Source organism: Deinococcus actinosclerus (genome assembly GCF_001507665.1).
GTDB classification, from domain to species: Bacteria; Deinococcota; Deinococci; order Deinococcales; family Deinococcaceae; genus Deinococcus; species Deinococcus actinosclerus.
The window spans coordinates 3,219,581-3,245,046 of sequence record NZ_CP013910.1 but is presented as its reverse complement, the minus strand read 5'-3'; the positions used below and the strand labels follow the sequence as shown (position 1 = coordinate 3,245,046).

The 25,466-nt window shown below is 72.4% G+C and carries 24 protein-coding genes; 13 read left to right on the top strand and 11 right to left on the bottom strand.

Annotated elements, in window-relative coordinates; genetic code table 11:
* The first annotated feature begins 24 nt into the window (after window positions 1–24).
* The 8 genes from AUC44_RS15905 (at window position 25) to AUC44_RS15870 (ending at window position 7,616) form a co-directional block, all read left to right on the top strand.
* Window positions 25–1,626: an aminotransferase class V-fold PLP-dependent enzyme gene (locus tag AUC44_RS15905; RefSeq protein WP_062159577.1), complete on the top strand. Its 1,602-nt coding sequence runs from the start codon at window positions 25–27 to the stop codon at window positions 1,624–1,626.
* Window positions 1,627–1,851: 225 nt separating this feature from the next.
* Window positions 1,852–2,961: a thiamine pyrophosphate-dependent dehydrogenase E1 component subunit alpha gene (locus AUC44_RS15900; protein ID WP_058974342.1), complete on the top strand. Its 1,110-nt coding sequence runs from the start codon at window positions 1,852–1,854 to the stop codon at window positions 2,959–2,961.
* Window positions 2,958–3,977 (top strand): alpha-ketoacid dehydrogenase subunit beta, encoded by a 1,020-nt coding sequence (locus tag AUC44_RS15895; protein ID WP_058974344.1) that lies wholly within the window; start codon window positions 2,958–2,960, stop codon window positions 3,975–3,977. The genes AUC44_RS15900 and AUC44_RS15895 overlap by 4 nt, the downstream gene beginning before the upstream one ends.
* A 29-nt stretch (window positions 3,978–4,006) precedes the next feature.
* A complete protein-coding gene (locus AUC44_RS15890) occupies window positions 4,007–4,240 on the top strand; it encodes a hypothetical protein (protein ID WP_062159576.1) in 234 nt (77 codons plus the stop codon).
* 33 nt (window positions 4,241–4,273) lie between these two features.
* Window positions 4,274–5,779, top strand: a complete 1,506-nt coding sequence (locus AUC44_RS15885; protein WP_062159575.1) for a dihydrolipoamide acetyltransferase family protein — start codon at window positions 4,274–4,276, stop codon at window positions 5,777–5,779.
* Between the two features lie 113 nt (window positions 5,780–5,892).
* A complete protein-coding gene (locus AUC44_RS15880) occupies window positions 5,893–6,075 on the top strand; it encodes a hypothetical protein (protein ID WP_058974351.1) in 183 nt (60 codons plus the stop codon).
* 4 nt (window positions 6,076–6,079) lie between these two features.
* Complete coding sequence (locus AUC44_RS15875) at window positions 6,080–6,805, top strand: monofunctional DNA glycosylase (RefSeq protein ID WP_062159574.1); 726 nt, start codon at window positions 6,080–6,082, stop codon at window positions 6,803–6,805.
* Window positions 6,806–6,842: 37 nt separating this feature from the next.
* Window positions 6,843–7,616, top strand: a complete 774-nt coding sequence (locus AUC44_RS15870; protein WP_062159573.1) for an SMI1/KNR4 family protein — start codon at window positions 6,843–6,845, stop codon at window positions 7,614–7,616.
* 13 nt (window positions 7,617–7,629) lie between these two features.
* Here the strand turns inward: AUC44_RS15870 and AUC44_RS15865 are convergent, their stop codons facing one another.
* The 4 genes from AUC44_RS15865 to def are packed head-to-tail and all read right to left on the bottom strand — an operon-like array spanning window position 7,630 to window position 10,028.
* On the bottom strand, window positions 7,630–7,824 hold the full coding sequence (locus AUC44_RS15865) for a hypothetical protein (protein WP_062159572.1): 195 nt from the start codon (window positions 7,822–7,824) through the stop codon (window positions 7,630–7,632).
* A gap of 2 nt (window positions 7,825–7,826) precedes the next feature.
* The gene (locus tag AUC44_RS15860) at window positions 7,827–8,441 is read right to left on the bottom strand and encodes an LURP-one-related/scramblase family protein (RefSeq protein WP_062159571.1); all 615 of its coding nucleotides are present in this window, start codon (window positions 8,439–8,441) and stop codon (window positions 7,827–7,829) included.
* Window positions 8,442–8,457: 16 nt separating this feature from the next.
* On the bottom strand, window positions 8,458–9,411 hold the full coding sequence (fmt, locus tag AUC44_RS15855; RefSeq protein WP_062159570.1) for a methionyl-tRNA formyltransferase: 954 nt from the start codon (window positions 9,409–9,411) through the stop codon (window positions 8,458–8,460).
* Entirely contained in the window at window positions 9,408–10,028 is a 621-nt protein-coding gene (gene def / locus AUC44_RS15850; protein ID WP_062159569.1) for a peptide deformylase, read from the bottom strand. The genes fmt and def overlap by 4 nt, the downstream gene beginning before the upstream one ends.
* A 215-nt stretch (window positions 10,029–10,243) precedes the next feature.
* Between def and AUC44_RS15845 the strand changes: the two genes are divergently transcribed.
* Window positions 10,244–11,398, top strand: coding sequence for a tetratricopeptide repeat protein (locus AUC44_RS15845; RefSeq protein WP_062159568.1), 1,155 nt, complete (start codon window positions 10,244–10,246; stop codon window positions 11,396–11,398).
* Window positions 11,399–11,444: 46 nt separating this feature from the next.
* On the opposite strand, the gene AUC44_RS15840 is transcribed toward AUC44_RS15845, so the two are convergent.
* On the bottom strand, window positions 11,445–12,410 hold the full coding sequence (locus AUC44_RS15840) for a CobW family GTP-binding protein (protein ID WP_082689104.1): 966 nt from the start codon (window positions 12,408–12,410) through the stop codon (window positions 11,445–11,447).
* Between the two features lie 117 nt (window positions 12,411–12,527).
* Here AUC44_RS15840 and AUC44_RS15835 point away from each other — a divergent pair, with 117 nt between their 5' ends.
* Window positions 12,528–14,267: an ABC transporter ATP-binding protein gene (locus tag AUC44_RS15835; protein ID WP_231724486.1), complete on the top strand. Its 1,740-nt coding sequence runs from the start codon at window positions 12,528–12,530 to the stop codon at window positions 14,265–14,267.
* Window positions 14,268–14,270: 3 nt separating this feature from the next.
* Here the strand turns inward: AUC44_RS15835 and priA are convergent, their stop codons facing one another.
* The gene (priA, locus tag AUC44_RS15830) at window positions 14,271–16,787 is read right to left on the bottom strand and encodes a replication restart helicase PriA (RefSeq protein WP_062159565.1); all 2,517 of its coding nucleotides are present in this window, start codon (window positions 16,785–16,787) and stop codon (window positions 14,271–14,273) included.
* A 58-nt stretch (window positions 16,788–16,845) separates the two neighbouring features.
* Here priA and AUC44_RS15825 point away from each other — a divergent pair, with 58 nt between their 5' ends.
* Window positions 16,846–17,778 carry a DMT family transporter gene (locus tag AUC44_RS15825; protein WP_082689102.1) on the top strand — a complete coding sequence of 311 codons (933 nt, stop codon included), beginning with the start codon at window positions 16,846–16,848 and terminating at the stop codon, window positions 17,776–17,778.
* Here AUC44_RS15825 and AUC44_RS15820 read toward each other — a convergent pair.
* Window positions 17,708–18,946, bottom strand: coding sequence for a metallophosphoesterase (locus tag AUC44_RS15820; RefSeq protein ID WP_231724485.1), 1,239 nt, complete (start codon window positions 18,944–18,946; stop codon window positions 17,708–17,710). The genes AUC44_RS15825 and AUC44_RS15820 overlap by 71 nt on opposite strands.
* Window positions 18,947–19,092: 146 nt before the next feature.
* On the opposite strand from AUC44_RS15820, the gene AUC44_RS15815 reads away from it, so the two are divergent.
* Entirely contained in the window at window positions 19,093–20,667 is a 1,575-nt protein-coding gene (locus AUC44_RS15815; protein WP_062159563.1) for a glycoside hydrolase family 26 protein, read from the top strand.
* On the opposite strand, the gene AUC44_RS15810 is transcribed toward AUC44_RS15815, so the two are convergent.
* The 4 genes from AUC44_RS15810 to AUC44_RS15795 form a co-directional block, all read right to left on the bottom strand.
* The gene (locus AUC44_RS15810) at window positions 20,654–21,451 is read right to left on the bottom strand and encodes a nucleotidyltransferase domain-containing protein (RefSeq protein WP_062159562.1); all 798 of its coding nucleotides are present in this window, start codon (window positions 21,449–21,451) and stop codon (window positions 20,654–20,656) included. The genes AUC44_RS15815 and AUC44_RS15810 overlap by 14 nt on opposite strands.
* A complete protein-coding gene (locus tag AUC44_RS15805) occupies window positions 21,418–22,701 on the bottom strand; it encodes an AAA family ATPase (RefSeq protein ID WP_062159561.1) in 1,284 nt (427 codons plus the stop codon). The genes AUC44_RS15810 and AUC44_RS15805 overlap by 34 nt, the downstream gene beginning before the upstream one ends.
* A 14-nt stretch (window positions 22,702–22,715) precedes the next feature.
* Window positions 22,716–23,258, bottom strand: a complete 543-nt coding sequence (locus tag AUC44_RS15800; protein ID WP_231724484.1) for an RNA ligase family protein — start codon at window positions 23,256–23,258, stop codon at window positions 22,716–22,718.
* A gap of 189 nt (window positions 23,259–23,447) precedes the next feature.
* Complete coding sequence (locus AUC44_RS15795; protein WP_062159559.1) at window positions 23,448–24,323, bottom strand: nucleotidyltransferase domain-containing protein; 876 nt, start codon at window positions 24,321–24,323, stop codon at window positions 23,448–23,450.
* 164 nt (window positions 24,324–24,487) lie between these two features.
* On the opposite strand from AUC44_RS15795, the gene AUC44_RS15790 reads away from it, so the two are divergent.
* Entirely contained in the window at window positions 24,488–25,369 is an 882-nt protein-coding gene (locus tag AUC44_RS15790; protein ID WP_062159558.1) for a hypothetical protein, read from the top strand.
* The last annotated feature ends 97 nt before the right edge of the window (window positions 25,370–25,466 follow it).

Genomic DNA, 25,466 nt, shown 5'->3' with positions numbered 1-25,466 from the left:
TGACCGCCCGCCTACCATGGGGGAATGAACTTCGAGCAGCTGCGCGCCGACCTGATCGGGACCGACACCGTGATCCGCACGCCCTTCGGGGAGCGGCGCGTCACGTACGCCGATTACGTCGCGTCGGGCCGCGCGCTGCGCAGCGTCGAGGAGCGCGTGGCGACCCTGGCGTTGCCGCTGTACGCGAACACCCACACCGAGGACAGCGCGACCGGCGCGCACTCGACGCACCTGACCCATCAGGCGGCCGAGTATGTCAAGGAGCAGCTGGGCGGCGACGCCACCTGCAAGCTGGTGTTCTGCGGGTCGGGTAGCACGGCGGCGGTGCGGCGCATGCAGGACATCCTGGGCCTGACGGTGGGCGCCCACCACCGCGCCGCGATCCTGGCCGGGATGCCGGTGGGGGAGAGGCCGGTCGTGTTCGTCGGCCCGTACGAGCATCACAGCAACGAGATCAGCTGGCGCGAGACGCTGGCCGAGGTCGTGGAGATCCCCCTGTGCGAACGCGGGAACCTGGATCTGGACGCCCTGGTCGCCGCGCTGAAGGACCCGCGCTACGCGGGGCGGCCCAAGATCGGGTCGTTCAGCGCCGCGAGCAACGTGACCGGCCTGCTGACCGATACCCGCTCGGTGGCGCGCATCCTGCATGCGCACGGCGCGTACGCGTTCTTCGACTTCGCCGCCAGTGGGCCGTACGTGACCATCGACATGAAACCGGGCCGTCCCGACGGGTACGACGCGGTGTTCCTCAGCCCGCACAAGTTCGTGGGTGGCCCCGGCACGCCGGGCCTGCTGTGCTTCCGCGAGGACCTGTACCGGCTGGCGGTGCCCAGCACGCCGGGGGGCGGTACGGTGCGCTTCGTGAACCGCGAGCGGCAGGTGTACGTGGAGGACATCGAGGCCCGCGAGGACGCCGGGACGCCCGCGATCCTCGGGAAGATCCGCACGGCGCTGGCCTTCCGCGTCAAGGCCGAGCTGGGCGCCGCGCAGATCACGGCGCGGGAGCACGAACTGTTCGCCCGCGCCCTGACCCGCCTGGGCGCGAATGCCCAGATCAGACTGCTGGGGAACCTGGAGGCGCCCCGGCTGGCCTTCCTGTCGTTCCTGACCTTCACGCCCGGCGGGCGGCAGCTGCACCCCCGGCTGGTCGTGCGGCTGCTGAACGACCTGTTCGGCATCCAGGCGCGTGGCGGCTGCGCCTGCGCCGGACCGTACGGGCACGTGCTGCTGAACGTGGATGACCAGACCAGCGAGCGGTACCTGCAGTGCGCGCTCAATCACGTGGACGGCGTGAAGCCCGGCTGGACGAGGCTCAACTTGGCCCCGTGGGCCACCGACGAGGAGGTGGAGTTCCTGCTGGACGCCATCGAGTTCGTCGCGGAGTTCGGCGAGCGCTTTGTGGCGCTGTACGCCTTCGACTGGGAGTCCGGCGCGTGGACGCACCCGGCGGACGCCGCCTCGATGGAGCTGTTCGGGGACGCGCGGCCCCGGACGGCGGCGGGCGCGGTCCCGTACGCCAGCTACCTGCGCGAGGCGCGCGCCCTGGCGGCAGACCTGAGTCCGGCAGGGGAGGGGAGGGCGGTGCCGCCGCACGTGCCGGAGGATCTGGTGTTCTTCGCCCACTGATCCGGAGTGGCGGTTCTGGCTCCCTGGCGTCCGGCTGGTCTGGACGCCAGGGAGCTTCTGTGAGGAGGCCGCAGGGCTGGAACCGGTTCGCCTTCCGGGGCAGGATTCGCGCCTCATGGACAAAGCGTCTAAAATGCCTAACGAGCGTTTGCTAGACAGATGAACTTCCGGACGTGCCCAGGCCCCAGCGGCGGCGGCGCGCACCCGGTCAGGAGGCCCCAGCCCATGATTCAACCCTTCACCCCCGAACCCATCCGCTTCGTCGCGGAAGACGGGACGCCGGTGCAGCCCCTCCCGGAGCGCTACACGCCCGAGGTGCTGCGCGACCTGCACCGCCTGATGCTCCAGGCGCGCGAATTCGACCGCAAGCTCATCACGCTGCTCCGGCAGGGCCGCACCACCTTCTACGCGCAGTCCAGCGGTATGGAGGCCACCCAGGTGGGCCTCGCCCGCTCGATCCGCGTCGGGCACGACTGGGTCTGGCCGTACTACCGCGACCACACCCTGGGCCTCGCGATGGGTGTGCCCATGGCGGAACTGATCAGCCAGTGCCTGGGCACGAACAGCGACTCCTGCCGGGGCCGCCAGATGCCGCACCACTTCGCCGCGCAGCGCCAGAACTTCGTGTCCATCAGTTCCTCCATCGCGTCGCAGGTGCCGCCCGCCGCCGGGAACGCCATGGCACAGAAGTACCTCGGCGTGGACGAGATCACCGTCTGCACCTTCGGGGACGGCGCCACGAGTGAAGGCGACTGGCACGCCGGGATGAACATGGCGGGCGCCGCGCAGGCCCCCGCGCTATTCGTCTGCGAGAACAACCAGTGGGCAATCAGCACCAGCATCCGCGAGCAGACCGCCAGCGAGACCATCCACATCAAGGCGAAAGCGTACGGCATGCCCGGCTACTACGTGGACGGCAACGACATCATCGCCGTCATGGAAGTCTGCTCATTTGCCGCCGAGCAGGTCCGCAGCGGTCAGGGCCCCGCCCTGGTCGAGTGCCTCACCTACCGCGTGGGCTCGCACAGCAACGCGGACGCGGACGCCGAGAAGCACTACCGCACCCGCGAGGAAGTCGACGCGTGGCTGGCCCGTGACCCCATCACCCGCCTGGAGAACCTCCTGGCGCACCTGGGGCACCCCGTGACCGCCGAGGAACGCGCCGCGCTGATCGCGCAGACGCACCGCGAGGTGGACGAGCAGGTGCTCGCCGCCGAGGCGACCGGGCAGCCCGACTGGCGCATCATGTTCGAGGACGTGTACGCCGACCTGCCCGACCACCTGCGCCAGCAGGAAGCCTTCCTGCGCGCCGAGCAGACCGGAGGCCGCGCATGACCGCCACCCAGACCCGCCCGGAGGCTGCCCCCATGACGACCGGCCGCACCATCAACCTCATCCAGGCCGTCACCGAGGCCATCGCCGAGGAGATGGAACGCGACCAACGGGTCGTGCTGTTCGGCGAGGACGTCGGCGCGCGCGGCGGCGTGTTCATGGCCACCGCCGGCCTGCAGGAACGCTTCGGCAAGCACCGCGTCTTCGACACGCCGCTGAGCGAGGCCAGCATTGTTGGCGCCGCCGTCGGCATGGCCGTGCGCGGCCTGCGCCCCATCGCGGAAATCCAGTTCGCGGACTACATGGGCCCCGGCTTCGACCAGATCATCTCGCAGGCCGCCAAGATCCGCTACCGGTCGGCGGGGCAGTTCACGGCGCCCATGGTCATCCGCACGCCCTCGGGCGGCGGCGTGAAGGGCGGGCACCACCACAGCCAGAGCCCTGAGAGCTACTACACCCACACCCCGGGCCTGAAGGTCGTCATGCCCAGCACCCCCTACGACGCCAAGGGCCTGCTGAAGGCCGCGCTGCGCGGCGAGGACCCGGTCATCTACTTCGAACCCAAACGCCTCTACCGCGCCGCCAAGGGCGAGGTGCCCGACCACGACTATGTCGTGAAACTGGGCGAGGCCGCCGTGCGCCGCGAGGGCAGCGACCTGAGCCTCATCGGTTACGGCGGCGTGATGCCCGACCTGGAGAAGGCCGCCGACGCCCTGGCCGCCGAGGGCGTCAGCGTCGAGGTCATTGACCTGCGTTCCCTGGTGCCCTGGGACCGCGACCGCGTCCTGACCAGCGTCCAGAAGACCGGCCGGGCCGTCCTCGTCAGCGAGGCGCCGCGCATCAGCAACTTCATGGGCGAGGTCGCGTACGTCATCCAGGAGCAGGCCTTCGATTATCTGACCGCCCCCGTCGGTCAGGTGGCGGGCTTCGACACGCCGTACCCGTACGTGCAGGACAAGGTGTACCTGCCCGGCGCGAACCGCATCGTGGCCGCCTGCGTCCAGGCCCTCAACTACTGACCCCGTCCCCTGGCCCCTAAGCTGTCTCCATGCGACCTGACCTGCTGCGCCCCCTGCTGGGCACCCTGGGCCTGCTGATCGGCTTCACGCTGTACGCCCTCGCGGGAAAACTCGCCGAACCCTGGCAGAGCGTCGCCATCGGCGGCATGTTCGTCCTGCTGGGCGTCAGCGCCTGGGTGTACGCGCGCGGGGAACGCTGGATCCAGGGGCTGGGCGTCCTGCTGCTCATCTACGGACTGCTGCGCGCCACCGTGCTGCGCTGAACCGACACACAAGAAAGATCAAGAGAGGTCGCTATGAAAGAAGTGCTGCTGCCCGAACTGGCCGAGAGCGTCGTCGAGGGCGAAATCCTGAAGTGGCTGGTGCAGGAGGGCGATACCATCGCCCTGGAACAGCCCCTGTGCGAGGTCATGACCGACAAGGTCACCGTGGAACTCCCCAGCCCGGTCGCCGGGGTGCTCAGTAAGCGCCTCGCGGGCGAGGGGGACGTGGTGGCCGTGCACGCCGCCATCGCCCTGATCGACGAGACCGGCGGTGCGGGCACGGTCCCGGCCACGCAGGCCATTCAGGACAACGCGGCGAACCCGGGCGCCGCCGAGCCGCAGCTGCCCGCGCAGGCGCAGGAAGAACGCGAACAGATCGGTGGCAGCATCGTCGAGGCCGGACACCTCCAGAAGGGGGCCGACGACGACTCCACCAGCCTCTTCAAGGCGTTCTCCAGCGACGAGAAGGTGCAGGTGCAGGGCCTCGGCGCCCGCCAGCCCGTCGCCCCTGCCGCACCCACCCAGCCGACCCGCGCGGATGGCCGGGTGCTGGCCGTGCCCGCCGCGCGGCAGCTGGCGCGTGAACTGAACCTCGACCTGACCCAGGTGCGTGGCAGTGGCCCCAACGGCCGCATCCGCGTGAGCGACGTGCTGGCCCACCAGGGCATCAACCAGGGTCAGGCGGCCCCCATGCAGACGGCCCCCGCCCAGACCGCCGCCCCGGCCCAGGCGCCCGCACAGGCGGCCCAGCCCGCCCCCGCCGCGAAGGCCCCCGCTGCGGGCGGGATGCCCGTCGCGCCCGTGCAGTACCGCACGCCCAAGGGCTACGAGCACCTCGAGGACCGCGTGCCGCTGCGGGGCATGCGCCGCGCCATCAGCAACCAGATGCAGGCCAGCCACCTGTACACGGTGCGCACCCTGACCGTGGACGAGGTGAACCTCAGCAAGCTCGTCGAGTTCCGCGCGCGCGTCAAGGACGACGCCGCCGCTGCCGGCGTGAAACTGTCGTACCTGCCGTTCATCTTCAAGGCCGTCGCCGTCGCGCTGCGGAAGTTCCCCAGCCTGAACACCAGCTTCGACGAGGCCACCCAGGAGATCGTCCAGAAGCGCTACTACAACATCGGCATGGCCGTCGCCACCGACGCGGGCCTGACCGTGCCCGTCCTGAAGGACGTGAACCACAAGAGCGTCTTCGACCTCGCCCGGGAAGTCAGCGACCTCGCCGTGCGCGCCCAGGGCGGCAAACTCCAGGCGGACGAACTGGCGGGCAGCACCTTCAGCGTCACGAACATCGGCTCGATCGGCGCGCTGTTCTCCTTCCCGATCATCAACGTGCCCGACGCCGCCATCCTCGGCATCCACTCCATCCAGAAGCGGCCCATCGTGGACGAGTACGACAACATCGTCGTGGCGCACATGATGTACCTCAGCCTGTCCTTCGACCACCGCCTCGTGGACGGCGCGGAAGCCGCGCGCTTCTGCAAGGAAGTCATCCGCCTGCTCGAAAATCCCGACCGGCTCATGCTCGAAGCGATGTAAATCTGCTTGGGGGAGGGGAGGCGGCCGGCCAGTCGGGGTCGCCTCCTCTCGCATGAAGGGCTCCTGAGGCGCCTCGCATCTTCCCGCCGGCCGGAACGGCGCAAGCTGAGGGCATGACCGACGAGCAGAAGACCGGGTACGACCCCGCCAACAGCAGCCCCGCCGAGGGCCAGAGCCACGCCATTCCCGACGAGGCGAAGGGCAAGGACCCGAACATTGACCCGGCCGCGAAACCCGAACCTGCCGAGGGTGGCCGGGACGAGGTGGAGAGCGACAGCACGCCCGGCCAGTCCTGAGGCTGTGACCGACCCGACCCCCCTGAACGTGGCCCGCCCGGATGACGAGCGGGCCGCGCTGCTCGTGTGGATCAAGGACACGCTGCGCCCCGAGTACGGCGAGCGGCCCCTGAAGCCCCGGCGGGAACCGCTGCACGAGCTGATCAGCACCATCCTCTCGCAGCGCACCACGCACGCCGACGAGGAAGCCGCGTACCGGGAACTGCGGACGCTGGGCGACTGGGACGCCATCATCGCCGCGCCTGTGGAGACCGTGGCGCACGCCATCCGCCGCAGCAACTACCCCGAGAGCAAGGCCCCCCGCATCCAGGCGACCCTGGCCGCGCTGCGCGACTCGCCCGGCGGGTACGACCTGAACTTCCTGCGCGACCTGCCGGTGAAGGACGCCCTGAAGTTCCTGACCGACCTGCCCGGCGTGGGCATCAAGACCGCCAGTCTGGTGCTGCTGTTCAATTTCGCCCGCCCGGTCTTCCCGGTGGACACACACGTGCACCGCGTCACGACCCGCGTGGGCGCCATCCCGAAGATGGGTGAACAGGCCGCGCACCGCGCCCTCCTGAAGCTCCTGCCGCCCGACCCGGTGTTCCTGTACGAACTGCACGTGAACCTTCTCCGGCACGGCCAGCGGGTCTGCTCGTGGTACGACCCGAAGTGCGGCGCGTGCGTCCTGCGTTCCCGCTGCGACGCCCACGCGCAGTACGGGGATGGGGTGCCTGCCTGGAAGGGTTGAGGCGGCGTGCTGCGACCTGCCGTGTCACGCTGGGGGCATGTGGCGCTGGCTGCTGCCCCTGCTGATCGTCCCGGCAGTCCTGTACGCTGCGACGGGTGTCTGGGCGGTCCACCCGCCGCCGTTGGAGGTGCGCCGCGTGACGCCCGTGAACCTGCCCCTTCCCGAAGTGCTCGCCCGCCTAGACGCCTGGGTGGCGCGTGAGGTGCCGCTGCACCACGCCACGCTGCGCCCCGGCGTGACAGACGCCTCGCTGGACGCTGTCGAGGCGCGGCAGGGCGTGACTCTCCCTCCGGCCCTGCGCGCCCTGTACCGCTGGCATGACGGCGGCGACCTGTTCGGCCTGGAGTTCCTGAGCCTGGAGCACCTGGAATTCAACCGAGTGGCATGGGCGGAACTCGCTGCCGACCGCCTGACCGACCTGGATGAGGACATCGTGTCGCACCCACCCGGCGCGATCCGCCCCCTGTACGCCACGGGTAACTGGCTGCCGTTCCTGCACGACGGGGGCGGGAACCACGTGGCGATCGACCTGAATCCTGGTCCCGCCGGGCTGGTTGGGCAGGTCATCACGACCGGCCGCGACGAGGAGCACCGGTACGTGCTGGCGCCCAATCTCGACACCTTCCTGCGCGAGTACCTGCGCCGCCTGGAAACGGGCCAGGTGACGGTGCGCCGCCTGAGCGGGTTCAGCGACGAGACCTGGGAGGTGCGCCTTCAGGAACCCGGCGGACGCGCTCCGGACGGGTACGGGGTGCTGGCTGACCTCTTCCCCGGGTTCGGCGCGGCCCCCGAACACATGGAGACCCGCTGACACTGACGCCGCGTCAGCTCAGGTGCGCGCGGGCCAGTGCCTCGCCTTCGTGGTGGGCGGCGTGGGTGAGGGGGCAGGAGGGCTGCCGGTGGCCTTCCGGGGGTACACCGACCCGCCGGGCGCCGAGTGATCTGGCCCCGAGGGTCTGGTGGTACGCGGCCAGGAAGGCCAGCAGCGCCGAGGCGGTCTGCTGGTCTTCGCGGTGCATGCTTAGCCGCGTTCGCGTTCGCGCAGGATCAGCTGGATGAGGCCCATCAGGACCAGTTCGTCGTCCTGTCCGGCGCGCGGCTGCAACTCCTCGACGGTGAAGCGGCGGGCCATGAAGCTGCGTTTCTTGTGCACGCGGTACGCGGCCTGCCCGCCCGTGTCGGTGACGGTGTACGTGGGGTTCACGAGGTAGTCGAAGCCCATGGCGATGAAGTCCCCGACGAAGGGAATGGCGTCCAGCGCGCCCTCGATGAGGCCCAGCCAGGGGTGGTCGTCGCGGATGGCGAAGCGGGGTTCGCCATTCGGGCCGAGCAGGTCGTACCCGGCGGCCCACAGGGTCCGCATGCCCTGCGCCTGGAGGGCGCCGACGGGCGTGCCGTCCAGGCGCTCGATCAGGCGCGACGCCTTCCAGTCGAGTGCGCCCGCGAGGAAGCCCTTGGCTTTCATGCGGTGGGTCTGCACCTGTTTCTGCTCGTCACGGTAGATGCGGACCTCGTCGCGGACACTGAAGGTCTTCTCCTTCACGACCGCGACGAGCTGGCCGCGCGCGTCGGTGACGCGCAGTTCGGTGAAGAGACTGAATTTGAATTCCAGCGTCAGGGGGAAGGCGAGGCTCATGCCCCCGGGTACGGGCTCAGTGGTGGGTGGGTTCCCACAGGTCGAGGCGGGTGCCGGGTTTGATTCCGGCCCCCTGCGCCCAGGTGTGCGCGGCCTGCGCCTTGCGCGCCTCGGGCTGCACGGTGCAAATCAGCACGGCGCCCTCCTGCGCGGCGACGGTCAGGCCGCCCTCGCTGACGCCCAGCACCTCGCCCGGCTGGCCGGACCCGGCGGTGACGCTCAGGCCACCGAGTTTCAGGCGCGCGCCGCCCAGGAACGCGGTCGTCTGAGGCCACGCGGCTACACCCCGGGAGCGGTTCACGATCTGCGCGGCGGTGTCGCCCCAGCGGACGAAGCCGTCCTCCTTGACCAGCATGGGCGCGTGCGTGGCGAGTGTCTCGTCCTGCGGGGTGGGGGAGAGGCCTTCCAGGTTCGACAGGGCCTGCACGATCAGCCGCGATGCCTGCGCACTCAGGGCGTCGGCCAGTTCGAGGCTGGTCCACTCGGGCGCGACCGGCAGCGCCTCCTGCAGCAGGACCGGGCCGGTGTCCATGCCCTCGTCGGTCTGCATGATCGTCGTGCCCGTCACCGCCTCGCCGTTGATCAGCGCCCACTGGATCGGCGCGGAGCCCCGGTACGCGGGCAGCAGGCTGGTGTGGGTGTTCAGGAACCCGTAGCGGGGAATGTTCAGCACGCTGAGGGGCAGGATCTTCCCGTACGCGCAGGTGACCGCCACGTCCGCGCCGGACTCACGCAGGGTCGCCTCGAACGCCGCGTTGCCCCGCAGTTTCCTAGGCTGCGCGAGGGGCAGGCCCAGCTCGGCCGCGCGGGCCGCGACGGGCGGCGGGGTCAGCTTCAGGCCGCGCCCCACCGGCTTGTCCGGCTGCGCCACGACGAGCACCACCTCAAAGTGCTCGCGGATCGCGTCGAGCACCGGCAGCGCGAACGCGGGCGACCCGAAGAACGCCACGCGCGGCCCGCCGCCGGTCAAAGGCCCGCCTTGCGCTGCCGCTCGTGCGCGGCCAGATCGTTCAGGAACGTGCGGGACTTCTGCTGGATCGCCAGCAGCTCCTTGCGGTAGTCCTCGGTCACCTCGGCGGGCAGACGGTCCAGGAACAGCACGCCGTCCAGGTGATCGGCCTCGTGCTGGAACACCCGGGCCAGGAAGTCGTCCGCCTCGATCACGCGGCTCACACCGTCCAGGTCGGTGTAGCTCACCTGCACGGCGCGGGCGCGCGGCACGCCCTCCTCGTAGATGCCGGGAATGCTCAGGCACCCCTCCTGGTACGAGCGGTCCTTCTTCTTGTCGATGACCTTCAGTACGGGGTTGAGCATCACGAAGTCACGCAGCACGCGGGACTTCAGCGGCTTCTCCTGACCCTCGTTCTCCTCCTCGTCATCCTCGTACTCGACCGCCACGAACATCCGGACCGGCAGGCCGATCTGCGGGGCGGCCAGCCCCACGCCGTGCGCCTCGAACATCGTTTCGAGCATGGTGTCCGCCACCTGACGCACCGTCTGCGGATCGAAGCCCGGCACGGTCAGGGTGTCGGTCGCCTGGAGGGGTTTAGCCTTGCGGCGCAGGACGGGGTCACCGTACAGGCGCATGGGGTACACGCGGGGGGAGGCAGGGTCGCTCACAATGCTCCTGTTTTACCAGAACACCCCCAGAAGCGACCCTGCCCTGCCTTCCAGATCAGGGCGGGCGGCGGGTGGGGGGAGCGTGAAGTGAGCCTTAGGGAATCCGGCCCCCCGGGGTCAGGCTGAGCTGCTCACATGACCGGACGACCCTCAAGCCCCGTCCTGCATTCAAGGAGCCCCTCATGCGACTCAACCTGCTGACCCTGACCGCCACGCTGGCCCTGACCGCGCCCCTGCAACTGGCCGCCGCACAGACCGACACCACCCAGACCCCCACGCCGACGCAGACGCCCGCCGCGCTCGCCGCCGACGCCCGCGCCCTGGCCGACCGGGCCCGCGCCACCTACCCCAGGGGCAGCGCGAACATCGACCAGACCCTCTGGAAACAGGCCGCCGCCGCCGCCGAGGCCGCCGTGGCCGCCGCGCCCGGCAACCCCGAGTACCTGAAACTCCGCGCGAACATCTACACCGAGGTCGGTTTCTGGAAACAGGCGGAACTCGCCTGGACCGCCTACTTCCAGGCGGCCCCGAACGCCGCGCGGAACACCCCCGAAGCGAAGAGCGCCGCCACCGTGCAGTACAACCTCGGGTACGCCGCGTACACCCGCAACCAGCCGGATCAGGCCGCGAAATTCTTCGACACCTGCCTGACCTTCGACCCCGCCAGCGCCCCCTGCGCCACCTGGGCCGCCCGCACCGCGCTGGAAGCCGGGCAGTACACCCAGGCCCGCACCCTGTACGACCGCGCGCTGACCCTGAACCCCGGCGACAAGACCCTGACCTACTTCCGCTCGCTGACCGACAAGGCCGCGCAGTACGGCCCCGCTGCCACCCGCGCCTTCAGCCGCGCGTACGGCGACTTGGACGCCGGGCGCAAGGCGCAGGCCCTCGCCGGCTTCCAGGAGGCCGCCCGCAGCGCCCCCAACTTCGCCGACGCGCAGCGCGAAGCCGGCCGCCTCGCCCTGGATCTGAACAACACCCAGGCCGCCCTGGACGCGTATGCGGCCCTGGTCGCCCTGCCCGGCGCGACCGCCAGTGACAGATATAACCTCGCCCTGGCCCAGGAAGCGCAGACGTACGGCCTCCAGGCGGTCCGCACCTACCGCGACGCCTACGCCAAATACGCCGCCGGGAACAAGGCGGCCGCTGAAGAGGGCTTCCAGGCCGCCACCACCCAGAACCCCAGATACGCTAAGGCCTGGGCTTGGCTGGGCCGCGCCCGCTATGAACGCAAGGACTACCCCGGCGCGACCGCCGCGTACACCCAGGCCGTCGCGCTGGACCCCACCGACAAGAGCAGCGCCTACTACCTGAAACTGGCCCAGCAGGGCAAGTAACGTCGGAAAGAGTGAAGGCCCCTGCGACGAGGGGCCTCTTTCTGATTCAGTCCGGGATGAGGTCGTGGGGGTCCGGCGTCAGGCATGCGGCCCACGCGGCCTCGAACTCCGCGCGGTCCAGGCCCCGGCCGATCACCACGAGTTCGGAGGTGCCGTCTCCCGGTTCCCACGCGTCGGCGGTGAACAGGTCCCGCACCGCCTGGAACAGGATGCGCTGCGGGTACCCGAACAGGTCGAGGAAGCCTTTGGCGCGCAGGACCTCCGCCGGGCGGGACAGCAGGTAGTCGGTCATGAAGCGCTGCCACGCGTACGGGTCCAGGGGGCGGTCGGCGCGCAGCGTGAAGGACTTCAGGCCCGGCGTGTGCGCCGCGCGGGTATCCACGCCGTCCAGCACGCGCGGGTCGAAGTCGTCGCGGGCCAGCAGGGCTTCCGCGTCAATCTGGCCCTGCTCGACCCGCTTGATGTCGGCCAAGGGGTTCACGCCGCGCAGCACGCCCTGCGCGTGGTCCAGCAGGGCCGGGTCGGCGAGGTCGGTCTTGTTCAGCACGACCACATTCGCGTACGCCAGCTGCCGCGCCGCCTCCGGATGCTCCCGCAGCGTCTGGAGGGCGTGCCGGGCGTCCACGACCGCCACGAGCGTCGTCACGCGGAACGCCGCGCGCACCGAACGTTCCAGCAGGGTCGTCAGCACCGGCGTCGGGTCCGCCACCCCGGACAGTTCCACGATCACCGCGTCGGGCCTTCTCTCCCGCATGGCGATCGTCACCAGCGCCCGCAGCAGGTCGTCGCGGCCCGTGCAGCACAGGCACCCAGCGGTCAGTTCCGTCACGTCGTCCTGAAGCCGCTCGATCAGGCTGCCGTCCACGCCTTGCGCGCCGAACTCGTTCACGATCACACCCAGCCGGTGCGGCAGCGACTGGATCAGGTGATTCACCAGCGTCGTCTTCCCGGCCCCCAGAAAGCCGCCCACCACCACCACAGGAATCCGGTCATCCGGCCGCGCACTCGTCATGCCGCGCAGCATACGGGCTGACCGGCGCAGGAAATGGAACGGGGAAGGCGGGACTCCTCACAGGCATGGGCGCGCGGGTGGCGTAGCCTCGGGCCCATGCCTGTGAGGAGTCCGTCCGTGTTGCGCCGCCTGTACGGGCTGCTCAGTCCGTACCGCCGCACGGTGACCGTGGGGCTACTGCTGCTGCTGGGAAGCGTGGCGGCGGAACTGTACCCGCCGCTCGTGTGGATCCGCGTGGTGGATCACGGCATTCCGAACCGCGACTGGACGTTCATCGGGTGGCAGCTGGCCCTGCTGGTGGCGGTGTTCGGCGTGCAGCAGGCGCTGTCCGCGTGGCGGGGGCTACTGCTGGAGCGGGCGGGGCAGGCGTTCACGCGCGACCTGCGCCTGACGCTGTACCGGAAGTTGCAGGGGCAGTCGGCGGCGTACTTCGAGGGGCAGCGCACCGGGGACCTGATCGCCCGCGTGACCGGGGACGTGGACGCGCTGCAGGACGTGCTGGTGCGCGGCACGGACGCCGTGCTGGCGAACGCCCTGCGCCTGATCGGCGTGATCGGGATCTTCATTGCGCTGCAACCGCTGCTGGGCGTTGTCACGACCCTCCCGATGATCGCCGTGGCGCTGATGCTGCGCCGCTACGCGCGCACGGTGCGGCCCGCGTACCGCGCGGCGCGCGCCCGCCTGGGGGACCTGAGTGCGCTGATCACGGACCGCCTGAGCGGCATCCGCGTGGTGCAGGGCTTCGCGCGGGAGGACGCCGAGGCTGCGCGCATCCGCGCGCTTGGGGATGAGCTGTACGCCGAGGGTGTGAAGGCCGTGACCATCCGCAACCGCGCCTTCCCCCGCGCGCGCTTCGTGGGGAACCTGGGGAACGTGATCATGCTGGGCGGCGGCGCGTGGCTGATCATGGCCGGGCAGTTCACGCTCGGCGGCCTGCTCGCGTACCGCGGGTACGGGCGGTACTTCTACGGCCCGATCGACGACCTCGTGAACATCGGCGACCTGCTCCAGCGGGCCGAGGCGAGCGGGCGGCGGGTGTTCGAGGTACTCGACGCGCCCGTACCCGTGCAGGACCGGCCCGGCGCGCGGCCCCTGCCGCAGCCCGTGCGCGGAGAGCTGCGCTTCGAGGGCGTCACCTTCGGATACGACCCCGCCCGGCCCATCCTGCGGGACGTCACGCTGCACATCCCGGCCGGGCAGCGCGTCGCCCTCCTCGGGGAAAGCGGCGCGGGCAAGAGCACCCTCCTCGCCCTCGTCACCCGCACCTTCGACCCGCAGCAGGGCCGCGTGACGCTCGACGGGCACGACCTGCGCGACCTCACGCTGCGCAGCCTGCGCGAGAACGCCGCCGTCATGGCGCAGGACACCTTCCTGTTCCACGACACGGTGCTGAACAACGTCCGCTACGCCCGCCCCGACGCCACCGACGCCGAGGTGGACGCTGCTCTGCGCGCCGCGCACGCCCACACCTTCGCCCACGCCCTCCCCGAGGGCCTCCAGACCGTGGTGGGGGAACGCGGCGTGCGCCTCAGCGGCGGGCAACGCCAGCGGCTCTCCATCGCCCGTACGCTGCTGGCCCAGCCCAGCCTCCTGCTGCTCGACGAACCCACCAGCGCCGTCGACGCCGAAAGCGAAACCCAGGTCGTCGCCGCGCTGGACGAACTCACGCGCGGCCGCACCGCGCTGATCGTCACGCACCGCCCCAGCCTCGCCCGCACCGCCGACCGCGTCATCGTCCTCGCGGGCGGTAGGGTCGTCGAGGACGGCCACCCCGACACCCTCCGCCGACGCGGCGGCGCGTACGCCACGCTGGAACGCCAGATGGGCGGCGAAATTATGCCCGAGGTGACGGGCTGAGCCTTACAGCCCGCCCCTCGGGTTCACGTCCACTCTGATTTTCGCTTTCCAGGTGCGGGTGTCGAGGATGCGCAGGAGTTCGCCGAGGCGGGTGTCGTTCCGGGCGCGCAGGAAGAGGTGGTAGGGGTACACGCCGCGCACGCGGGCGACCGGGCTGGGCGCGGGGCCGAGGACCTCGTGGGCGGTGGCGCCGGCGCCGTGGAGGGCGTCAGCGAGGTCCTGCGCGGCGGCCTGGGCCTTGTGCTGGTCGCGGGCGCTGATCTCGATCTGCGCGAGGCGGGCGTGGGGGGGGTAGTTCAGGGCGGCGCGGGCGCGTTCCTCGGCGGCGGGGTACGCGAGGGTGTCGCGGCCTTCGACCATGACCTTCAGGGCGGGGTGGTCCGCCTGGAAGGTCTGCACGAGGAGCATGGGCGCGCGGGTGGGGTGCCACTCGGCGAGCTGCCGCAGCAGGCGGTGGTAGCGCTCCGAGGCGCGGAAGTCGCTGACGTTCAGCCACGTGTCGGCCAGGGTGACGCCGATCAGGGCCAAGTCGGGTGGCGGTTCGTGCGAGAGCAGGAGTTGCGTGCCGATGACCACGCCACTCTCGCCGCGCATCAGGGGCGTCAGGTCGTCCTGGCGGTCTTTGTCGAGGCGGTAGACGGGGAAGCCGGGGAGGAGTTTCTGCACTTCCTGCGCGATCCATTCGGTGCCGGGCCCGCGCGCCTGCCACATGGGGTCGCCGCACTGGTCGCAGCGTTCGGGGATGGGCTGGTGGTACCCGCACTGGTGGCAGGTGAGCTGCCTGCCCTCGCGGTGGAAGCGCAGCGGCACGTCGCAGTTGCGGCACTGCGGGGTGTGGTCGCAGCCCGGGCAGCGCAGCAGGGCGCTGTACCCGCGCCGGGGCGCGAGCAGGGCCGCCTGACGGCCGCGTTCCTGCACCTGCCGCAGCACCCGGGCGAGGTCGTGGCTGAGGGGGTAGCCCTGGTCCCCGAGGCGCAGGTGCACGCTGGACAGCGGCCCCAGTTCGGGCTGCTCGGGAGGGTTGGCGTAGTCCACGACGTGTACGCGGGCGCGTGGTGGCGGGAGAACAGCGCCGGGGTGGGGCACGCTCTCGGCGGCGGGCGTGGTGCCCACCAGGGCCAGGGCGGCGTCGTGCGCGGCGGCGATGCGCGTGGCGAGGTCGGGCAGGAAGGCGCGGCTGCCACTCAGGAGCTTGTGCGCGTCGCTGGCCTCCTCCAGCACGATGATCAGCGCGAGGTCGTCCAGCGGGGCGGCCAGCGCGTGCCCGCTGCCGATGACGAGCCGGGCCTCGCCCGTGCGGATGAGCTGCCAGGTGTGGGCTCGCTGCGCCTCATTCAGGGTGCCGGTCAGCTGCGCCGCCCCCGTCCCCGCGTGCGCAGCGAGGCCGGAGAGGCCCTCCCAGGCGCGGCGCAGCGTCGCGTGGTCCGGCGCGAGGACCAGCACGCCCCGCCCCTGCGTGAGCAGCCGCGTGACGCGCGGGGCGAGCAGCGCGAAGCGCGCGCGGGCGCGGCCCCCGTGCAGCCGCCACACTGGCGCCTCCGGCAGCGGGTCGGGCGCACCGGCAGGGTCGGGTTGCGGCCAGGGTTCCGGCAGGGGGGGTGGGGGCTGGGGCACCTCGATGGTGTCGGCCCAGCCGCGTAGGGCCAGCGTGCCCGCCTGCGTGGGCGTCAGCGGCACCCCGTCCGCCGAGGCGCTGTTCGCCCACGCGGCGTACGTGTCCACCGGGCCGTGCTCGTGCAGCCATGTCCAGGCGGGCGGTGGGGGGGCAGCGACCAGGGTGTACTGGGCGCCGCCCGCGTTCAGCGCCGCGGTCACCACGCCGCTGCTGACACCCGCGCCCTTCGCCCAGGCACTCAGCGTGTCGCAGGGACCGTGCGCTGAGAGCCACGCGGCGGCCTGCGCCTGCTTGGCCGTCAGGCCCGCCGGCGCCGGGGTCACGGCCCTCAGGACCGTCGCGGTGCGGCTGGCGGACGGCACCTCGTCGAGCGGGCGGGCGGCGACCGCGCCGCGCATCCGGGGGCGGGGCGTGAAGCGTTCCTCCAGCAGGCCCTGCTCGCGGATGGCGTCCAGCAGTGCGTCCGGGAACGCGCCCGCGTCCGTCCAGCGTTCGGTGGGCGGGCGGCGCGCGAACATGCTCAGGTCCGCGCCCTCCACCGCGCGCACCATGTGGGTCACCTCGGCCTGCCAGCCCACGCCCAGCAGGTCGCCCCAGATCAGCCCGGCGGGAATGCGGGCGTCCGCCGCCCAGCCCTGCACGCCCGTCACGGTCGCCGGGGTCACCCAGGGCCGCCCCGGCTCGTCCAGGACGTGCACGGCCTCCCGCAGGCGGTGCCCGCCGCGCCCGTCGCCGCCGCCCACGACCAGTCCGACCTCCAGCGCGCCGCGCCACGGCACGAGCACCCGGCAGCCCAGCGGCGCGGCGCCCGCCCAGCCGTGCGGCGGAGCGAAATCGCACGGTCCGATGGGCAGATTCACGACCACCAGCCAGGATTCCAGAGAGGGGGCGGCGGGTGGCGTCACGTGCCTCAGGCTAGCGCGACCCGTGCCCGGGCAACGGTGAGGCAGTACCCTCAGGCGGATGACCGGGGCGGCGGGTGGAGAGGTGCGCAGGGGCGTGTTGCTGGGCGTGACGTCCGCCGTGGCGTTCGGGACGCTGGGCATCTGGGGAAAACTGGCCGGGCAGGCGGGGCTGGCGTCCTTCACGACGCTGGGCTGGCGGTTCCTGATCGTGGCGGCGCTGCTGCTGCCGGTCAGTTCGCGCGGGATCACGGGCGCGCAGCGGGCGCGGATGCTGGGCGTGGGCCTGCTGTACACCCTGGCGACCACCTGTTACTTCGGGGCGCTAGAGCGGGTGTCGGCGGGCGCGACGTCGCTGCTGCTGTACCTCGCCCCGGCATTCGTGATCCTGCTGTCCTGGGGCCTGGGCCGCGCGCCGCGCCGCACGCAGCTGGGCGCGGTGGCGCTGGCGGGCGCGGGGCTGGCGCTGGTGGTGGGCCTGCCGTCCGCCGCCGACCGGGACGCCGCCGGCCTGGGCTTCGCGGCGGGCGCAGGCGCGCTGTACGCCGGGTATCTGGTCGCCAGCGAGCGGCTGCTGGGCGGCGTGAGCGCCCTGGCCGCCACGGCCCACATGGCGCTCGTCAGCGGGGTGGTGTTCGCCGCGCTGGCCGCCGCGCAGGGCACGCTGCACGTCCCGGTCGGCGCGGCGCAGTGGGGGCCGATCCTGGCGCTGGCGCTGCTGCCCACCATCGTCGCGGTGCCCGCCCTGTACGGCGCGATCCGGGCGCTGGGCGCCACGCGCGCCAGCCTGCTGGGCACCCTGGAGCCCCTGGTCACGGTGGCGCTGGCGGCCGTCATCCTGCGCGAGCAACCCGGCCCCGGGGCGGCGCTGGGCGGCGTACTGATCCTCGCCGGGGCGCTGCTGGCCCAGTGGCCCGCGAAACCTACTCCTGCGGCCGCCCTGGCGGGAGCGGACGCGGCGGCGGCGCGTATGCGGCGCGGGCCGGAACGCTGAGCGTCTCCCGCTCGGGGTAGCGCAGCGCAGTCAGGGCCCCGCCGAACGCGCAGCCGGTGTCGAGGTTCACGGTGTTCCCCACCCAGCGCGGCGCGGCGTGCGGCGTGTGCCCGTACGCGACCAGCGGCGCGCCCGCGTACCCGGCCGCCCAGTCGCGCCGGACCGGCATGCCCAGCTCGTCGCGTTCGCCAGTCGTGTCGCCGTACAGCGCGAAACTCCGCGCGCGGCCACTCCCGCGTCCGTGCAGGTGCGCCGGGAGACCCCCGTGCGCCGCGATCAGCCGCCCACCGTCGAGCACGAGGTGCGCCGGGAGCCCCTCCAGGAACGCCTGCACCTGCGCCTGGAACGCGGGCCCGGCGGCCTCCAGCTGCGCGAGGGTCACGTCCAGCCCGTGCAGCGCCTTCACCGCCTTGCCGCTCAGCGCCCGCAGGAGTTTCTCGTCGTGGTTGCCGGTCACGCACAGCGCCGCGCCCGACGCCACCATGCCCATCACCAGCCGCAGCACACCCGCGCTGTCCGGCCCCCGGTCGGTCAGGTCCCCCAGGAACACCGCCGTGCGGCCCGCCGGGGGCGTCACCGAATCGCCAGTCATCCGGTAGCCCAGGCGGGTCAGCAGGTCGCGCAGTTCCTCCAGGCAGCCGTGCACGTCCCCGATCAGGTCGAACGGCCCGCTCAGGTCCCGGCGGTCCACCCGCAGCGGCACGCGCCGCACGCCCACCCGCCCGATCTGCGCGCCACGCAGGTGCCACGCCTGCCGGAACCCCTCGGCGCGCAGGCCACCCGCCGTGCGCCGCAGTTCCGAGACCTGCGCGATCAGCTCCTCGCGGCTCAGGGTGCACCCGGCGTGGGCCTCCAGCACGGCGCGGTCCTCGTCGAGCAGCACCGCGACCGCCTTCACGTCGTGCTCGCGGGCCAGGGCCGACCAGCGCGCCCGCTCCAGGGGCCGGATTGCCGGGGCGATCACCACCGCCAGTTCCCCCGCCGCCAGCCGCGCCGCGACCGCCACGCGCAGGGCGTCCGCGTCCGGGAACGCCCGCGCGTCGAACACCTCGTCCGGCGTGAAGTGCCGCGCCGCGAACGCCCCCCGGCCTGCGCCCGGCACGCCCGCGAGGAGCACCAGCGCCAGTGCGGGCAGCTCGATCACGTCGGGAGCGGCGGTCAGGGTCACGCCCCGTATCCTCGCACAGCCTGAAACCTCGCACAGCCGCTTCCGGCCGTTCCAGGGACGTGGCCCGCGCCGGCAAGCTGACCGGCAGCTGATCGTGCGAGCTTCACCGCAGCTTCATCTGCCCCCCGGCCCGTACCATGCGCGCGATGCGCCGCGCCGCCCTCCTGCTTCCCCTCCTGATCGGCTCGCTGAGCACGGCCACCACCTCGCCCCGCAGCGCCGACCAGTGGTACACCCAGGCCCGCGCGCAGGCCCGCGCGGGACAGTGGACGGCCGCGCACGCCGCGTACCTCCAGGCGACCACCCTGAACCCCACCGCCGCGAACTGGCGCGCCCTGGCCGACACCCGCGTGCAGTTGCGCGACTACGACGGCGCGGTGCAGGCCTACACCCAGGCCGCGAACCTCGCCCGCGCGCGCGGCGACCTGAACACCGCCCGCGCCACCGACCTGATCGCCGCCCGCTACCGGCAGGAGGGGCAGGCGTTCCTGCTGGCCCCCACCCCCTTCAGCCCCGAACCCGCGCCCGGCTGCGCCCCCCGGCCCGCCCGGCTGGAACCCACCGCCGGCATCCTGCTGGGCCGCTACGCCGACGAGCAGGCCCTGACCCCCACCGGACAGCTGCGCGCCGAGCCCGGACTGGGCGGCCCGCTGGCCGTGAGTTTCCGGTACTTCACGCTGCGCGCCCCCGGCCGCGGCGAGACCTTCCCGGCCCGCTGGGTGCGCGCGGCGCGGCAGGCGGGGATGGCCGTGCACATCGCGCTGGAACCGGGCCTGCCGCTGCGGCAGATCACCGAGCAGACCCTGACGCCCTTCGCGAAGGCCGCCCGCGCCTCCGGGGCGCCCATCTACCTGCGCTTCGCCGGAGAGTTCAACGACCCCGCCAACGAGTGGAGCCGCGACCCCGCGCTGTACCGCGCCACATTCCGCCTCGTGCACGACGTGATGGCGAGGCTGGCGCCGAACGTCGCGCTGGTCTGGATGCCGATGGGATCGCGCCTGGACGTCATTGACCGCTACTACCCCGGCGCGGACGCCGCGGACTGGGTGGGCCTGAGCGTCTACGCCGCGCCCTTCCGCAACGGCAACGTCCGCGACAGCGCCCTGACCGACAGCCCGCTGGACGCGCTGGACGTCATCTACCGCCGCTACGCCTGCGCGCACCCCATCCAGATCAGCGAATTCGCGTCCTCCAGCCGCAGCGGCGCGCAGCCCGCCACCGGGTACGCCGCGTTCGCCGCCGCGAAACTCCGCGAAGCCTACTGGGGCGCCGCGCTGAAGTACCCCCGCGTGAAGAACATCAACTGGCTGGACCTGAACATGCTCACCAGCCCCTACGTGCAGCCCCGCCCCGTCACGCGCCGCAACGACTACCGCCTGCTCGGCAGCCCCGAGAAACTCGCCGCGTTCCGCGAACTCCTCACGTACCCGGCGTTCCTCACGCGGCCCGGCGCAGGCGCCACCCTCACCCCACGCGCGCTCCCCACCACGGTCAGCAACGGCGCGCCCCACAGCGGGAACCTCTGGATCAGGACGGTGGACACGCCCGCCCGCGTGACCCTCACCCTCGACGGGCAGCCCGTCCCGGTCGGGCAGACCCTGCCGCACGCCTTCACGCTGCCCGCCGACCTCACCCCCGGCCCGCACGCCCTGACCCTGTCCGTGCACAACCGGCAGGGCGAGGTGATCCTGACCCGCACCACCCCCTTCAGCGCGCAGTGAGCGGAAGGGCACCCAGCCGCACCTGCACCACCCAGTCGCTCACCGCCCGCTGCGCCGCGTCCGGCACGGCGTCCGGCAGCCGGGTCGAGAGGGGCGCGGCCTCCAGCGCCGCGAGCAGCTGCCGGTGCGCCGCGCGGTACACCTCCAGCGGCTCCGGCAGGGGCTCCGCCTCACGCCCCGACCGCTTGAGGGCCATCAGATCCTCCAGAAACGGCAGCCGCGCCCCAGTGTTCAGCACGCCCAGGTTCGCCTCCATCTGACCGGTGCGCAGCAGGTGCAGCCCGGTCAGCACCGTGCGGAACGCGTACAGCAGCGGCTTCACGCGCGGGCCCTGTGGCGTGGCAGCCTCCTTCTCCAGCAGCCGCCACTGGTTCACCGTGAACCCCAGGTAATGCCCAGCGTGATGCCGAGTCAGCACCCCCGGCGCCAGGGCCACCAGCGCCGCGTGCGCCGCCGACGAGTGCACCACCAGCGGCGACAGCAGCTGCTCCAGCACGTACCCGTTCCGCTTCAGCAGCAGCCCCGCGAACTTGTGGGCGTCATGCGTCACCAGATCGAGCTCGACCACCCCGTCATCCCGCTCCAGGGACCACGTGCCCGGCCCCTCCCTGAGCCCCAGCACCTGCGCCAGCGGCAGCACATGCACGCCCCGCAGGTCCCAGTCGCTGTCCGCACTCGGAAAGCCGTACAGGTGCGCCCCACTGACCGTCGCGAACACCAGCGGGAAGGCGTGCCCCCGCACGTACTGGGTCAGCTGAGGGGGAAAGGAGAGTCCAGCGTCCATACGTCACCTCCAGGGGGATGCAGCGTGACCTCGTGCGCCTCGCCGAGATCCGGGAATTCCAGCATCCGCAGCTGGTCGGCCAGGACCGCGCCCGGCACCACGCGCGCCCGCGCGGCATTGCGCTGAGCGGCGACGCCCGGCGGCGTCCACGCCACCCACAGGCGCGTCAGCGCTCCGTAATCATGTCCCAGCCCGAGCACCTGCGCCCGCTGATCCCGCCGCAGGCTGGTGGCATCCCACACGACATGCTCGCGGCGCCGCAGTCCTTCCCGCAGCGCTTCCCGGGCCGCCTGCAGGACCTGCCCGTTCACCCGCTGGTCCGCCGCCCGCTGATCGGCCGGGCCGCGCCCCAGTTGCGCGCGCAGCGCGTCCAGGCTGATCACCCGCGCCCCGCTCAGCTGGGCGGCCAGGGTGCTCTTGCCGCTGCCGGACGGGCCGCACAGCACCGTCAGGCGCGGAAATCCCTGCCGGGCGGCAGCCTGGACGCGCTGCGCCGCCTCGTGCGGCGTGTGGATCACGCCCGCTTCCCAGTCGGCCACGCCGCGCCCCAGCGCCAGGGCCAGCAGGTCGTCCTCCGCGCCGGGCAGCAGGGAGCGCACCTGCGCCCGGAAGTCCGCCAGTGGCTCCGGCGCGTCCCAGACGTCCAGTTCATGCGCGGCGAGTTCCAGCAGGTCGGCGGTGTCCTCGCCCACCCGGGCGTCCGCGCCGCGCACCACCCGCCCCCGGGCGTCTGCGCGGGCCAGCAGCGTCAGCAGGGGCAGCGGCGCGCGGCGCGCCAGCGCGGTCACCCCGCGGTCCAGGTTCCCGTCGAGCGCGCGGTGCAGGCTGTGATGCGCCGCGACCAGCGCCAGTACGGTCCGGATCAGGCTGGGCGGCAGTCCAGAATCCAGCAGCCGGAACGACAGGGCGTCCCGCCCGCGCCGCGCGTGCTGCGGCGAACGCACCCGCACCACGCCTTCCTCGTCCGGCACGTCCCGGGTCGTCAGGGCCTTCCCCACGTCATGCAGCGCCGCCGCCAGGATCAGCGCCGCCCGCTGCTCACCCCGCAGGCCCGCCCCGTCCGCCAGTTCATGCGCCCAGCGAACGACCAGCGCCGAGTGCGCCGCGACACTGCCCTCCGCGTGCCACTGCGCGTCCTGCCGCGTCTCCGGCAGCTGGGCCAGCAGCGGCACGAACGACGTCAGCTCGCCGCTGATCGCCTCGAACGAGACGTCCTCTCCGGCCTTCAGCTGTGCGAGGAGCGCACCCACCCCACCTGGCCCCCTCATGCCGGGTCGTCCCGCAGCCCGTTGCGTTCCACCGGGCGGCTCAGCCAGTGCTCATCAGTCTGCACGTGTCCGGCCCGCACCCACTTCGCTACGCGCCGCCCGAACTGCGCGTACCCAATCTCGCCCGTCACGCGTACCACGTAACCTTCCATCCGCGCCGTGTCTACCGTCAGCGCCCGCAGGGCCGCCTCGTCCCACACGCCCCGGTACAGTTCACGCGGGGTGGGCACCCCCAGCCGCGCCGCCCAGTCCCTCACCTCATCCCACGGGCGCGACACGTTCCGGTCATCCCAGACACTGAACAGGTAGAAGTACCCGGCCAGCGCCTCGTACCGCAGGCTGTGCACCGCGAACACGTTCTCTCCGCACAGGCGCCAGCCGGGCGGAATCTCATGCCCGAAGCGGCCCCGCTCGGCTTTCACCCACGTGCGCGACGGGTGAGGCCGCGTGTCCAGGCTGCGCGCATGCAGGTCCGCGCGGTACAGGCTGGTGTTCTCGCCGTCGAGCTTCTCGGTGACGACCACCTCCTGTCCCTCCAAGCCCCTCAGGGACGGAATGCGTCGGTCATCGTTCTGAAGCCCGGGCGACCAGGGCAGGTGGGGGGTGGACGGGTACTTGACTCTCACGCAGCATCACCGCCCGGCAGCCTAGCCGCCCCCTGAACGTCCCCGCATCGGCCAGCTGCGCACCACCCGCTGAGCCGGATGGCGGAGCCACCGGGCGGCGGCCTACCAGTCGAGCGCGGCGCGGCGGGCGTCCAGCAGCCACGCCTCGACCCGCGCCGCATCGGGCCGTTCGGGCAGGCGGGTATGGGCGGCGGCGTGCTCGAAGTCGGCCTGGAGTGCCTGTCGCCACGCGTCCGCCTCGGCCCAGGTCGTCTCGCCGCGCTTGATGGCCAGCAGGGCGTCGCGGTGCGGGGTGACGTCCACGAGGACCTCCCCGGTCCGCAGGGCGTGCGCGCCGCTGATCAGGAGGCGCAGCAGGTGCACGAGGTGCTTCAGGCGCACCTCGCCGTGCGTGCGCCGCTCGTTCTCCAGGCGGCGCAGCTGCGCCCGGACGTACTCCCCGTACGTCGTGACGATCAGGCGACTCAGGAACGCGTGCCGGATGTCCAGCAGCGCCGCCGCGACCGGCGTGACCGTCAGCGGCAGCGGCGAGGCCAGCACCTCCAGCACGTTTGGGTTCGCCCGCAGGGCCAGCCGCGCGAACTTCCCGGCCTCCCAGTACACCTCCTCGCGGCCCGGCGACTCGAACTCCAGCTGCTCGGGCACACCTGCGAGGCTCCAGTGCCGCCGCGCGGGCGGCAGGTAGAAGCCCCGCACGTCCGTGTCCGACGCGTCCGTCTCCAGCCCGAAGGCGCGGCTGCCCATCACGCACGCGTACTGCACGAAGGGGCGTAGGTCCTCCTGCGAGGCCGGAAGGGCCTCGGCGTCCGCGCGGGCGACCTTCAGGTGCACGCGGTTCACGGCGTGCACCACCCCGGCAAAATCCACGTCGTACACGCTCCCTGCGCCACCGGTCACGACGCCCCACGTGCCCTGTGCCAGCCCGGGCAGGGGCACATGCAGCGCCACGCGCGTTCCGGGGAGCAGGTCACGGGTCATGCCCGTACGCTAGCGGGTCGCCGGGGACTGCGGCATCCGCCATCCGGCGCAGGCGAGGCAGACAATAAAAAAGCCGCCTCTCGGGCGGTGATGTCAACAAATATAGCGCGGTATGCAGGATCGGTCAAGGGTATGCGGGCGTATCCTGGGCCCGTGAGGACGCTTTGAGCGGGATCGTGTGGCTGGCGCTGGACGGCGTGGGGCACCCGCAGGACGCGCCGGACGGGAGTGTCTGGGATCAGCCGCTGGGCACCCTGCGCCCGCTGGTGGACGCGGGCCGCTGCCTGGACGCGACGCTGGGCGTGCCGGGCCTGCCGCAGTCAGGGACGGGGCAGGCGTGCTGGCTGACGGGGCGGGACGCGGTGCGCGTGATGGGGGAGCATTTCGGGCCGCATCCGGGCCCGACCCTGCAGCGGCTGCTTCAGGCCGAGGCGCTGCCGGTGCGGCTGGCGCGGGCGGGGGCGCGCGTGGCGCTGGGGAACGAGTACGTTCCCGCGTACTTTCACGCGCTGGAATCGGGGGCGGGGCGCCGCAACCGCATGGGCTGCTTTCCGTTCGCGTTCCGCGCGGCGGGGCTGCCGCTGAATCCGCCGGGGGTGCCGCTGCTGGGCGCGACGCTGGGCCTGCCGTACGCGCGGCCCTGGGCTGGGATGGAGGAGGGGGCGGCGCTGGACGCCCTGGCCCGGCACGGGGCGGCGCTGGCCCGCACGGCGACTGAAGTCGACCTGCTGGCGCTGGACCTGTGGTTCAGTGACTTGCTGGGTCACGCGGGCGCGCCGGACGTGCCGGGGGACGCCCTGGCCGCCGGGCGGTCGTACCTGCGGCGGGTGGACGCGCTGCTGTTGGGCCTGCTGGGCGCGGGGGCGCGGGTGGTGGTCAGCAGCGATCACGGGAACCTGGAGGACCTGCGCACGAAGGGGCATACGCTGGCGCGCGTGCCGTTCGCGGGGGCCGGGGTGGACCTGGGGCAGCCGGGCAACGTGGTGCAGGCCGGTCAGGTCCTTTCGGGCTGGTTCGGGTTACCTGCCCCCCTGCCGGGCGCTTGACCGGGTGGGGGCCGTCGCTGCTAGAGTGCCCCCTGCAACCGTTCAATGTGAGAGGCGGCCCGCTGCGGGCGCGTGCAGGAGAGGATCGCCACCCCGT